Annotated in this window: 11 protein-coding genes; all 11 read right to left on the bottom strand. The window is 69.7% G+C overall.

What is annotated here, in order from left to right; translation table 11 throughout:
• Nucleotides 1-10: 10 nt before the first annotated feature.
• Complete coding sequence (locus EV674_RS10065; RefSeq protein WP_241524939.1) at nt 11-904, bottom strand: patatin-like phospholipase family protein; 894 nt, start codon at nt 902-904, stop codon at nt 11-13.
• 49 nt (nt 905-953) lie between these two features.
• A complete protein-coding gene (locus EV674_RS17760) occupies nt 954-2,738 on the bottom strand; it encodes a beta-galactosidase (RefSeq protein ID WP_132750424.1) in 1,785 nt (594 codons plus the stop codon).
• Between the two features lie 81 nt (nt 2,739-2,819).
• The gene (locus EV674_RS10055; RefSeq protein ID WP_119013330.1) at nt 2,820-3,917 is read right to left on the bottom strand and encodes an aminotransferase class I/II-fold pyridoxal phosphate-dependent enzyme; all 1,098 of its coding nucleotides are present in this window, start codon (nt 3,915-3,917) and stop codon (nt 2,820-2,822) included.
• Nucleotides 3,910-5,007 (bottom strand): adenosylcobinamide-phosphate synthase CbiB, encoded by a 1,098-nt coding sequence (gene cbiB, locus EV674_RS10050; protein WP_374761680.1) that lies wholly within the window; start codon nt 5,005-5,007, stop codon nt 3,910-3,912. Before cbiB ends, EV674_RS10055 begins: the two co-directional genes overlap by 8 nt.
• Nucleotides 5,000-5,710 carry a 5,6-dimethylbenzimidazole synthase gene (gene bluB, locus EV674_RS10045; protein ID WP_119013328.1) on the bottom strand — a complete coding sequence of 237 codons (711 nt, stop codon included), beginning with the start codon at nt 5,708-5,710 and terminating at the stop codon, nt 5,000-5,002. The genes cbiB and bluB overlap by 8 nt, the downstream gene beginning before the upstream one ends.
• A 3-nt stretch (nt 5,711-5,713) precedes the next feature.
• Complete coding sequence (gene cobO / locus EV674_RS10040) at nt 5,714-6,283, bottom strand: cob(I)yrinic acid a,c-diamide adenosyltransferase (protein WP_119013327.1); 570 nt, start codon at nt 6,281-6,283, stop codon at nt 5,714-5,716.
• Nucleotides 6,284-6,344: 61 nt separating this feature from the next.
• On the bottom strand, nt 6,345-7,181 hold the full coding sequence (locus tag EV674_RS10035; RefSeq protein WP_119013326.1) for an ABC transporter ATP-binding protein: 837 nt from the start codon (nt 7,179-7,181) through the stop codon (nt 6,345-6,347).
• 106 nt (nt 7,182-7,287) lie between these two features.
• A complete protein-coding gene (locus EV674_RS10030; RefSeq protein ID WP_119013325.1) occupies nt 7,288-8,511 on the bottom strand; it encodes a FecCD family ABC transporter permease in 1,224 nt (407 codons plus the stop codon).
• Nucleotides 8,508-9,527: an ABC transporter substrate-binding protein gene (locus tag EV674_RS10025; protein ID WP_119013324.1), complete on the bottom strand. Its 1,020-nt coding sequence runs from the start codon at nt 9,525-9,527 to the stop codon at nt 8,508-8,510. Before EV674_RS10025 ends, EV674_RS10030 begins: the two co-directional genes overlap by 4 nt.
• Nucleotides 9,524-10,141, bottom strand: a complete 618-nt coding sequence (locus EV674_RS10020) for a bifunctional adenosylcobinamide kinase/adenosylcobinamide-phosphate guanylyltransferase (RefSeq protein WP_119013323.1) — start codon at nt 10,139-10,141, stop codon at nt 9,524-9,526. Before EV674_RS10020 ends, EV674_RS10025 begins: the two co-directional genes overlap by 4 nt.
• Nucleotides 10,138-11,493, bottom strand: a complete 1,356-nt coding sequence (locus EV674_RS10015; protein WP_119013322.1) for a cobyrinic acid a,c-diamide synthase CobB — start codon at nt 11,491-11,493, stop codon at nt 10,138-10,140. The genes EV674_RS10020 and EV674_RS10015 overlap by 4 nt, the downstream gene beginning before the upstream one ends.
• Between the last annotated feature and the right edge of the window lie 17 nt (nt 11,494-11,510).

The raw sequence follows: 11,510 nt of genomic DNA, 5'->3' as shown, positions 1-11,510 counted from the left end.
GGCGGGGCTGTCATTCCAGCAGCCCGCGGATCAGGGGCAGCGCCAGCTCGGTGGCGCGCTCGCCTGCCTCGATGGCCACGGCGCCCCGGTGGAAGTCCATCGCCGCCATATCGGGCAGGCGTGGGCGGATCATGGCGTCGGCAGGCTCACCGGCCAGGCGGCTTTGCGTGATGCGCACCTGCATGATGTTGAGGCTGGCGCTCATCACGCCCAATAAAGAGGGCATGTTGTGCGGCACCTGCGGGCCTCCAGCGGGCCGAAAGCGCGCCAGCAGCGCCTCCATCATGCCGCTTTGGGCCAGGGCTGCGGCGGCCTGTACATCTTTCACGGGGCGCCTGCGCCGTGCCACCAGCTCCCAGTTCAAATCCACCGCAATGACGATGTCGGCGCCCATGGCGCGGCACAGTGACACGGGCACGGGGTTGACCAGTCCGCCATCGACCAACAGGCGCCCCTCTTGCAAGGCTGGGGTGAACAGGCCTGGCAGCGCGATGGAGGCGCGCACAGCATCGATCACCGAACCTTCGCGCAGCCAGACCTCGCGGCCACTGGCCAGGTCGGTGGCCACGCAGCCAAAGGGCCTGGGCAAATGCTCTATGCCCGGATCGGCATAGCGCGAGCGGAAAAATGCTGCCAGCTTGCCGCCCGCCATCAGGCCACCGCCCATTTTCCAGTCCACCAGACCAACCACGGATGACCAGGTCAGGCCACGCACCCACTGCTCGAAGCGCTCGTGCTCGCCGGTTGCATAAGCAGCCCCAACCAGCGCGCCAATCGACGTGCCGCACACGATGTCGGGAACGATGCCCGCGCGCTCCAGCGCCCGGATCACGCCCAGGTGAGCCCAGCCGCGCGCCGAGCCGCTGCCCAGCGCCAGACCGATGCGAGGGTGTTTGGGGTGCAAAGTGGGCTCCTGTCTGGGTGGGGCTGCGGTGCTGGGCGGGCCGTGCAGCTTACTGTTGGGCGATCTTGACCATGGCACGGTACAGGTGGTGGGAGCCAAAGTCGATATTGCCGGGCGAGAGGCGGAACTTGTCGTGCGCGTTGGGCTGGTCACGGTACTTATCCGGCACCATGGACAAAAAGTACGGCGAGATGAAGCGCGCCCCACCCTGCTGAAAATCGCGCAGCACCTTGGCGGGCACCGTGGGGTCTTTCCAGGCCTGGGTATGGAACTCGGGCACGCCAAAGACTTCACCGGGCTGTAGATAGTGGCGCCGCAGCAGCGCCATGCTGGCAGAACCACCATACACGTTGATGCCTTTTTTGTAGCGCTGCGGGCCTTGCAAACTGGCATCGGAGGCAAACAGCACCGGATTCCAGCCACCCACCGTGGCCACAGCGATCTGGTGGCTGAACAGGCGGTCTGCGGGCAGGCCCACGGCCACGCTGGCGTCCAGCCAGTGCTCGTAAGCGCGCGTGACCTGCGCCGAGCGGAAGTCCAGCCAATCGCGCGCTAGCGGGTTGTAGAACACCGCCATCTGCTGGGCGGGGCGATCCAGGTAAAACTTCAGTCCCTTGGGCACACCGACGCCTGCGGGCAAGCTGCCCGGGATGGGTTGGATGGCCGCCTGGCTGTTGCCCATCACCGACAGGCTGGTGTGTGCCAGCTCGTAGCCCTTGGGGCCTTCCACCCTCACCTGCAAGGTGTGCTGTCCCCGGGGCAACTGGCTGAAGTCCAGCAGGTAACGAAAACCCACCTGCGCCGTCTTGAGGTCGGGCACCGCCTCGTACACATCCTGGCGGTTCAGGCCGTATTCGGCGTAGCCCAGCGCCACCCCGTTGAGGTAGACGCGAATCTGCTGCCCCGGTGCCAGGCGCTCCAGCCAGCCCTCGACGGGCACCACGCCGTGGGCATAACTGTCAAAGTGCTCGCTGAAATGCGCCAGCCGCTGCGATTGCAGGTTTTTGGACGGTGGCTGCACCTGCGCAAAATCTTGGAACTCGGCGCCCAGTGCCCGGTTCAGCGCCTGCACGCTGCCGTAACGCTGGCGCAACCAACCCTGAAAATCACGCACTACGGCAGGGCTGTAATCGGTGATGCGGATGTTGTCAAAGCGCCCCATGCCGGTCGAAAAATCATCGTAAAAATGGTGCAACTCGCCCGCCAGGGTGAAGGCGATGATTTTGTTGCGCGAGGACTGGGGCAGACCCCGGTACCACTGGCCCACCTTGGCCAGGGCTTTTTGCCGCTGCTGGTTGATGCTCAACCCCGGCTGGTTACTCAGGGTGATAGGGGCAATCTGGCGCTGGAAGTATTTTTCTACCGGCGCCGACTGGTCGGCAAACCGGGCCAGGGCGTCTGCCGCTATCGGAGGCTGTGCGGTGGTGCCTGCAAAGTGGTTGGCAAACAGGTAAATGACCACCGGGCGGTCGATAGCGCTCAGCGCCGTCGTCAGAAAACCAAAGGGGTTGAATTCGCCCTGCGCGGGTTGCTCCAGCAGGTTGATGCCCACGGTGTAACCCACCTGCACCGCCCCTTTGGCGCCGCCGGGCTCCAGCGCGTTCAGGGCGTTGGCCAGCTCTTTCACTCCGGGATCATTGCGCTGGGCACAGAGGGCCAGTGCCTGCTCCAGTTTGGGCGCCGCCTTGCCAGCCTGGCAGTAGCCCTGGCCTTCGATCATGGGTGCAATGATGAACGGTGCTGGCGACGCAGCCTGCACCAGACTGGGCGCCGAGATTGCAAAAAAAGCCAGGGAGGCGCACAGCGCGCGCAAACGAAATGGAGAAGTATTCACGGGTCTGGGGCACAACGGATGGAGATCAGGCGGCCAGGCAACGCCCAGCTATCCATCGGGGCGGCAGTGTAAGGGAATGCTTCAGCGGCAATGCCACGCCCGCCGCAGCGCTGCCTGCGCCTGCGGCGCCAGTACGCCCAGGCGCCAGTGGCCGGGCAAACCGAACGAGGCACAGTCGCGCACCTTGATGCCCTGCGCGCGCAGGTGCGTCAGCAGCGCGGACCAAGCTGGGGAGGAGGCTTCCGTGCCAGCCTCTGCACAGGCCAGGTCGCGGGCCACGGGCGCTAGCACATCGCGCACGCACAAGAAGTTGGCAACGCTGGGCAGCACCGTCCAGCCCAGTTGCTGGCACAGGGCGATCTGCTCGGCTTTCCAGGCGCGCAGGGTGTGCAGCGCGCTGGCCATCCAGTGCTGGCTGGCGTCGTCGCACCAGGCGTGCAGCATGGCGGCGCCGTGTGCGCCCAGCGGCCACGAGGGACACAGCGCTTGCAGCGCCTGCACCGCCGCCTCGGCGCCCACAGGAGCGATGGCGTAGGCGCCGCGCACGCCCGTCAGCCCCAGGGCCTTGTTGGGGCTGAAAAGCTGCCAGACACACTCGCGCTCGGCGCTGGTCAGCGCAGGCTGGCCCGACAGGCGCAGCGGCGCATAGGCGCAGTCGAGCACGCCCACGGCCTGCCCTGGCGCTGGCCCGCATGGCCCCGCCCACGCTGACAAGCCCTGCGGCGCGTGGCCCAGCGGGCTGGCCGGATCGCAGGCCCAGAGCAAGCGCGGGGCGGCGGGCGCAACGCCATCGGCCAGCGCAGCAGATGTAACGCTATCGGCTGGTTGCAGCCGCACCTCCAGCCCCCAGGCTTGCGCGGCCTGGCGGTAGTCGCCGTAGGCATGGGGCGGCAGCAGCACCTGGTGCACGCCCTGGCGCGCAGCCCAGGCGGTGATGCGGAAGATGAATTCACTGGCGCTGGCGGCCAGGGCAATGCGCGCGGGCGCCACGCCGTGGAAGGCGGCCAGCCGCTGGCGCAGCGCGGTGTAGGCCGGGTCGGGGTAGCGGCTGGCGTCGGCCTGCTGCACAGCGGCCAGCGCGTGCGGGCACGGGCCGCACGCGTTGCTGTTGGTGGAAAAGTCGTAGCGCGCCGCTCCCTGCGCATCCGTGCCGCCGTGGACGGGCAAAGCATCAAGCATGGCGCATTCCGTTCATAGCTATCAAAACAAGAGCTACCAGCGCGCACCCCGCCAGGGCTAGAGCCACTTTAGACACTATTTTTTGCGCCTGCTGGGCATCCTGCGGCGTGGGCGCGCGGCCCTCGGCGTGCAGGCAGTAGGTGCCCGGCTTGGACAGGCGCACGCCCAGCGCCAGCGCCATGGCGGCCATGGGCCAGCCGCTGTTGGGCGATGGCGTTTTGCGCGCCTCCTGCGCCAGCGCGCGCAGCGGCACGCCGCCCGCCACCAGCGCCAGCAGCAGCGCCGTGATGCGCGCGGGCAACCACGACAGCACATCGTCGGCGCGGGCGGCCCATTTGCCCGCCCATTCCCAGTAGCGGCCATCGCGCTGGCTGCGGTAGCCCCACATGGCATCGGCCGTATTGGCCAGGCGGTACAGCGCAGCACCGGGCAAACCAGCCACCACAAACCAGAACAGCGGCGCCACCACCGAGTCGTTCAAGTTCTCGGCCAGCGATTCGATGGCGCTCTGGCGCACTTCGTCGGCGCTGAGCTGCGCCACATCGCGGCTGACAAGCCAGGCCAGGCGGGCACGGCCCGCGTCCAGCGATTCGGCCAGCGCGGCCTCGACGGCGCGCACCTCGCTTTGCAGCAGCGCCAGCGCCATCAGCGGCTTGAGCAGCAGGCCCAGCAGCACGCTGGCCAGCAGCAGGCGCAGCACGTCCCGCACCAGCGTGGCGCCCAGCAGTCCCACGCCGGGGCCTTCCAGCGTGTCGCGCGTGCAAGCCATCAGGGCCAGGCCGGGTGCGGCGGGCAACGCGGCCAGCACCGCCGCTTGCAGCGCCACAAAAGCTATCAAAATAATAGCTGCAAGCGCGCACCACGCCAGCGCTCCAAGCCAAAAAGACTTCCAATCTCGCCCGGTGTCGGCAACCGGGGCCACGCGCTGACCTGCCCAGCCCAGCGCCTGCCCCATCCACACCACCGGGTGCCAGCGCACGCTGGGCTCGCCCAGCAGGCGGTCGGCCACCAGCGCCACCAGCAGCGCCAGGGGCACGGTGGCCCCGCCCAGCGCCCACGGGGGGGCGCACCAGCCCAGCCACTCAGACACCGGCGGCTCCGGCGGGTGGCTCGGCCCACAGCGCGCTGGCATGGCCCCAGGTGTTGTCAAACACCAGTGATTCCAACGGCGCGCGCTGCGCCCAGCGCTCGCGCTGCAACATCGGCTGGTCGTAAAACGCCTGCACCGGCCCCAGGCACAGCAGGGCGATGGGCTCGGCACCTGCGGGCAGGCCCAGCAGCTGCGCCAGCGCCAGCGGGTCAAAAATCGACACCCAGCCCATGCCCAGCCCTTCGGCGCGCGCGGCCAGCCACAGGTTCTGGATGGCGCAGCTGGCCGATGCCACATCCATCTGTGGCAGGGTGCGGCGGCCAAACACATGCTGCTCGCGGCCATCGGCCAGGGCCACCACCAGCAGCTCGGCAGCCTCCAGCACGCCCTGCACTTTCAGGCGCATGAATTCTTCCTGGCGCTGGCCCAGCGCCTGCGCGGTGCGGATGCGCTCTTGCTCGACCAGCGCGTGCAGCGGCGCGCGCAAGGTGGTATCGGTGATGCGGATAAAGCGCCAGGGCTGCATGAAGCCGACGCTGGGCGCGTGGTGGGCCGCCTCGAGCAGGCGGCGCAGCACCTCGGGCGCGACGCTGCCGCCGCTGAAGTGGCGCATGTCGCGGCGCTCGTGGATGGCGCGGTACACGCCGCGCTGCTCGGCCTCGGGGAAGGCGTGCGCGGGCGGTTCGGGCTCAGGGCAGGCCATGCCTCAATCCTCAATACCGCGCTGTGCCGGAATGCCCGCTTTGAAGGCGTGCTTGACCAGCGTCATCTCGGTCACGGTGTCGGCCAGTTCGATGATTTCTGGCGGGCAGCGCCGGCCCGTGAACACCACATGCACGTCCTTGGGGCGGTTGCGCAGGGTCTCGAGCACACCGTCCAGGGGCAACCAGCCGTAAATCAGCGGGTAGGTGATTTCGTCCAGCACCACCAGAAAATACTCGCCCGAGAGGATGGCGGCGCGGGCTTTTTCCCAGCCGTCGCGGGCCAGCTGGGCTGAGTGTTCGAGGTCTTGGCTTTTCCAGCTGAAGCCGTCGCCCAGGCCCTCGATGGGGATGCCGATTTTTTCGAACATGCGGTGTTCGCCAAAGCGTGCGGTGGGCACTTTCATGAACTGGTAAATCTTCACGGCCTTGCCGCGCCCGTGCGCGCGCAGCGCCAGACCAAATGCGGCTGTGCTTTTGCCTTTGCCGTCGCCGGTGTTGACGATGACCAGGCCCCGGCGCTCGCCTTCGGGTTTGTCGTAGGGCTTGTCTTGGGGTGGGGTTTCGATCTGCATGGGGACTCCAAAAATAGGTGCGTGTGCGGTTCAGTGCAATGCGATGCGGGTGCGTGTCGATTCAGGCCGACACAGGCGCTGCGGCGCTGGGCGCGGGCGCTGCTGGCCGCTCCAGCCGGGGCAGCGCCAGCCACATGCCGGCGGCCTGGGTGATGGCGATGCGCTGGTCAAACACCTGCTCCAGCGCGCGGTGGCTGGCGGCGTCTTGCGTGCTGCCGTGGTGGCGCAGGCGCCCGGCGGCCAGCACGGCCACGTCATCGGCTTGCAGGGCAAAAGAGACTTCGTGCAGCACGCTGACCACGGTGTGGCCGCGCGCTACCAGCTCGCGCACCAGCAGCAGCCAGTCGGCCTGGTGGGGCGGGTCGAGGTTGGCCAGGGGCTCGTCCATCAGCAGCACCTGCGCCTGCACGGCCAGGGCGCGCGCCAGCAGCACGCGCTGGCGCTCGCCGCCCGAGAGCTGGCCCAGCGCCCGCGTGCGCCAGTCCCAGGCCTGGGTGGCGCGCAGGGCCTGCTCGACGGCGGCGTGGTCGGCGCTGCTGGGCGGGGCCAGCCAGGCCTGGTGTGGCAGGCGCCCGAGCATGGCCACGTCGTACACGGTCAGGTCGTCGGCGGCGCTTTCGTTTTGCCCCAGCCACGACAGCGTGCGCGCGCGCTCGCGGCGGGGCCAGTCGGCCAGCGCGCGGCCCAGCAGCTGCACGCTGCCGGTGCAGGATTGCAGCCCGGCCAGCACGCGCAGCAGGGTGGATTTGCCCGCGCCGTTGGGGCCGACGATGCTCGTCCAGCGCCCCGGCGCCAGCGCCAGGTGGATGTCGTGCAGGATGGCGCACGGCCCCATGTGGGCCGTGATGGCGTGGGCGCTGAGGGCGCTGGCGGGCGTAGCAGAGGGGCTGCTCACCATGGGCGCCCCCGCAGGTACATCGCCGCGCCAAATTTTTGGATTTTTTGACCTCTAGCCCTTGTGTGGCGGGCGCCAGCAGCTATCAAAATCATAGTCGTGGTGTGCATTACAAGCCCCCTGCCCCGGTGCGCCGGTGCATCAGCCAGAGCAAATAGCCGCCGCCCAGCACCGCCGTGAGCACGCCCACGGGCAGCTCCTGCGGGGCGATGAGGCCGCGCGCCAGCAAATCGGCGCTGGCCAGCAGCACGGCGCCCATCAGGCTGGCCAGCACCATCAGGCGCTGGTGCGCTACAGGGGCCACGGCGCGCACCAGGTGCGGCGCGGCCAGGCCGACAAAAGCGATCAATCCGGTCTGCGCCACGGCAGTGCCGGTGGCCAGCGCCAGCACGGCCACCAGCGCGGCACGCAGCGGCGCCAGCGGCAGGCCCAGGCTGTGGGCGGTGGATTCGCCCAGCGCCAGCCCATCGAGCACGCGCGACAGCGCCAGCGCCGCCAGCAGGCACAGCAGCCACACGCCCGCCATCAGCAGGCACGATGTCCAGCCCACAAACCCCGTGGAGCCGAGCAAAAACGCCTGCATGGCCTGCATGGCATCGGGCGAGAGCAGCAAGATCAGCGACGTGAACGCCCCCAGCACCACGCCCACGATGACGCCCGCCAGCAGCAGGCGCAGCGTGTGCTGCACGCCACGCGCCAGCACCAGCGTGAGCAGCACGGCCAGGACGGCACCCACAAACGCCGCCCCGGTCAGCCCCAGGCGCACCAGCCAGTGGCTGGAAAACACCGACACGGCCACCGCCGCCCCCGCGCCGCCCACCAGCGCGTTGCCCCCACCCATCAACGCCAGCGCCGCCGCCACGCCCAGCGAGGCGCCCGAGGCGCTGCCCAGCAGGTACGGATCGGCCAGCGGGTTGCGAAACAGCCCCTGCGCCACCGCACCCGCCAGCCCCAGCAGCGCACCCGCCATCCACGCGCCCAGGGTGCGCGGCAGGCGGATATCGGCCACGATTTGCCAGGCCATGGCGCGCTGGGCGCTGGCGGCGGGATCGGCTGCATCGGCGCTGTGCGGCCACAGCCAAGGCCAGAGGTTTTCCAGCCCCATGCTGCCCACCGCGGTGCCCAAAGGAATCAGCAAGGCGCTGGCGCCCAGCAACACCCACACCAGCCAGCGCCCGCGCACGATCACGGGGTGGACGGAAACACCCGGTGCGCCCGTACTTGCCAGATGCGCACGCGCACTGGCACCACAGGACGTTGCGCCTGAACCAGCGCTAGCGCCCGAAGTGGCCTCGGCACGGGCGCCCTCGCCCAAGGAAAGAGGCTGGCTCATCGCGCAGGCACACCCGGGGCCGTGCTGGCAGAAGCCGCAGCGGATGCACCCTGCCCCGCTTGCACCGCTGCACCGGCACGCAGCGCCTGCGGCCGCGGCGCCTTGTCACTGAGGCAGCGGGCCATCAGGCGGGCGCCTTCGGCCATGCGCGGGCCGGGGCGCACCAGCACGTCGGATTCGGTGGGCGTGAACACGCACAGGCGCTCTTGGCGCAGGGCCGTGAGGGCATGCCAGCCGGGGCGCTCGGCCAGGCCCTCCACGCTGCGCGCGCCCACCATGATGATGTCGGGGTTGGCGCGCACCACAAACTCGGGGTTGAGCTTGGGAAACGGCCCCAGCGCGGCAGGCAGGATGTTGCGCGCGCCCAGGCGGGTAAGCGTCTCGCCAATGAACGAGCTGGCGCCCGCGCCGTAAGGCCCCCGGTTCACCTCAAAGTACACCCGCGCGCCGCGCGCTTCTGGCGGCACCGACTGCGCCGCCGCCTGCACCCCCGCATCAATCACGCGCCAGACGCGCTGGGCATCTGGCACACCCAGCACCTGGCCGACCTTGCCCAGCACGCGCTGCACATCGGCATGGCTTTTGGGCTCCAGCGCCACCACGGGCACGCCCAGGGCTTCGAGCCGCGCCGCTGCGCGCGAGGAGGTGGCCATCAGCACCACCTCGGGGCGCAGGGCCACGATGGCCTCGATGTTGGGGTCGAGGCCACCGCCCACCTGGGGCAGTTGGGTCAGGTGGGCAGGCCAGTTGGAGTAGCGGTCCACGCCCACCAGGCGCTGGCATTGCTCCAGCGCGCACACGGTTTCGCTCAACGAGGGCAGCAGACTGACGATGCGCTGGGGCGCGCGCGGCAGCACCACGGTGCGCCCCCGGTCGTCGGTGACGCGCACAGGCTGCGGGGCGGGCGGCTGGGCCGACGGCAGCGGCTGCGCATTGGCCAGGCTGAACATCAGCAGCAACAGACCCAGCAGCACGGCCACCACGATCAGGATGCGCTTGGGCGGGGTGGGCTTCATGCGGTGTCTTTCAGGGTCAGCGGCAGGCCCGCCGCCATCAGGGTGACGCGCGCGCACACCTGGGCCATCTGCTGGTTGAGCTGGCCCAGCGCATCGACAAAAGCGCGCACCTCCCGGCCCAGGGGGATGACGCCCAGGCCAATCTCGTTGCCCACCAGCACCACGGGGCCAGGGGCCTGCGCAATCGCTCCTGAAAAGAGAGCTGCTTGCGCTTGCCACGCGAGGGCTGGAGGCGGATTTGGCTCTGAATTCTCTGCCAGCGGCAGCGCTGCGCTATCGGCGGGCATCAGCCAGTTGGTCAGCCACAGCGTCAGGCAGTCCACCACGATCAGGGTATGCGGTGTGCTCTCGCGCTGGAGCACGGCGGCCAGGTCGAGCGGCTCCTCCAAGGTGGCCAGACCGGGCACGCGCGCGGCGCGGTCGCGCTGGTGGCGCTGGATGCGCGCGCGCATCTCGTCGTCCCAGGGCTGGGCGGTGGCAATCAACAGCGCACTGTGCTGCGGCGACTGGGCCAACCAATCGCGCGCCAGCAATTCGGCACGGCGCGATTTGCCGCTTTTTTGCCCGCCCAGAATCAGCTCGCTGCGGGCAATGGGGCTGGGGGTGGCCGTCATGCGAATGCGCCCAACAGCGCGGCCACGGCGCGCGGGTGGGAGGCAAACCAGGCGTGGAAGTAGCTGGCCTGCACGCTGGCGTGGCGGTACAGCGCTTCGCCCTTGTCGGCCTGCGCGGGCTGGCCCGGGCGGCTGCTGCGCGCCAGCTCGGGCATGGCGCTGTCCAGCCGCGAGTAATGGAAGGTGTGGCCGCGCAGCAAGCCCTGGTCGGTGGCCAGCTGCTGCATGCCCAGCCCGGCCAGGCGCGGCTGCAAGGTGGCGCGCCCGGGCAACAGGCCCCACAGCGGCTGGAACTGGCCGTCGCGGTCGGTAATGCCTTCGCACAGCGCCACCATGCCACCGCATTCGGCCCAAACGGGCAGGCCAGCGGCGATGTGCGCACGCAGGCCGTCTTGCAGCGTCTGGTTGGCGCGCAGGGCTGGCGCGTGCAGTTCAGGGTAGCCGCCGGGCAACCAGATGGCATCGCACACTGGCAAGGCATCGCCCGCCAGCGGCGAGAAAAATGCCAGCCGCGCGCCCATGGCCTCCAGGCAATCGAGGTTGGCCGGGTAGATGAAGCTGAAGGCGGCATCGCGCGCCACGGCCACGGTGCGCCCTTGCAGCCAGGGGCCGGGAGGCTCGTCGGCGGCCAGGTCGGGGCCGGGCGCGGGGAACTCCACGGCCCAATCCTGCCAGTCGGCCCAGGAGCGCTGGCCCAGCGCGGTGGCGTCCAGCGCATCGGCGGCAGCGTCCAGGCGCTCCAGGGCGTCGTGCAGCTCGTGTGCGGCCACCAGGCCCAGGTGGCGCTCGGGCAGCAGGGATTTGTCCGCACCCTGCTCCACCCGCGCCAGCGCGCCTTGCCACAGCGCGGGCTCGCGCAGGCCGGCGCGCAGCAAATCAGCGTGGTGCTGGCTGGCCACGCGGTTGGCCAGCACACCGGCCCAGCGCAGGCCCGGCTGGTAGTGCACCAGCCCATAGACCAGCGCGCCAAACGTTCCCGCCATGGCCGCCGCATCGACCACCGCCAGCACCGGCACACCCAGGCGCGCGGCCAGATCGGCGGCGCTGGGCGTGCCATCGAACAGGCCCATCACGCCTTCGATGAGGATCAGGTCGGACTCTTGCGCGGCGGCGTGGAGGCGCGCGGCCATGTCGGCGGGGCCGGTCATCCAGCCGTCGAGCTGGTGAACCGGCGCACCGCTGGCCAGCTGGTGCCAGTGCGGATCCAGAAAATCCGGCCCGCACTTGAACACGCGCACGCGCCGCCCCTGGCGGGTATGCAGGCGTGCCAAGGCAGCCGTGACGGTGGTTTTACCCTGGCCCGATGCCGGGGCGGCAATCAGCAGGGCGGGACAGCGGGGGGTGGCGGTCATGGTGCGGCGGTGCTTTG

It is taken from the genome of Simplicispira metamorpha, assembly GCF_004341365.1.
In the GTDB taxonomy this organism is placed as follows: domain Bacteria; phylum Pseudomonadota; class Gammaproteobacteria; order Burkholderiales; family Burkholderiaceae_C; genus Simplicispira; species Simplicispira metamorpha.
The sequence above is the reverse complement of the archived record's forward strand: the minus strand, read 5'-3'. Positions and strand labels throughout refer to the sequence as shown.

Coding starts and splice junctions, on each gene's coding strand:
- EV674_RS10055 (WP_119013330.1), bottom strand. CDS start 3,917: ATGCTTGATGCTTTGCCCGTCCACGGCGGCACGGATGCGCAGGGAGCG.
- bluB (WP_119013328.1), bottom strand. CDS start 5,710: ATGGCCTGCCCTGAGCCCGAACCGCCCGCGCACGCCTTCCCCGAGGCC.
- cobO (WP_119013327.1), bottom strand. CDS start 6,283: ATGCAGATCGAAACCCCACCCCAAGACAAGCCCTACGACAAACCCGAA.
- EV674_RS10035 (WP_119013326.1), bottom strand. CDS start 7,181: ATGGTGAGCAGCCCCTCTGCTACGCCCGCCAGCGCCCTCAGCGCCCAC.
- EV674_RS10030 (WP_119013325.1), bottom strand. CDS start 8,511: ATGAGCCAGCCTCTTTCCTTGGGCGAGGGCGCCCGTGCCGAGGCCACT.
- EV674_RS10025 (WP_119013324.1), bottom strand. CDS start 9,527: ATGAAGCCCACCCCGCCCAAGCGCATCCTGATCGTGGTGGCCGTGCTG.
- EV674_RS10020 (WP_119013323.1), bottom strand. CDS start 10,141: ATGACGGCCACCCCCAGCCCCATTGCCCGCAGCGAGCTGATTCTGGGC.
- EV674_RS10015 (WP_119013322.1), bottom strand. CDS start 11,493: ATGACCGCCACCCCCCGCTGTCCCGCCCTGCTGATTGCCGCCCCGGCA.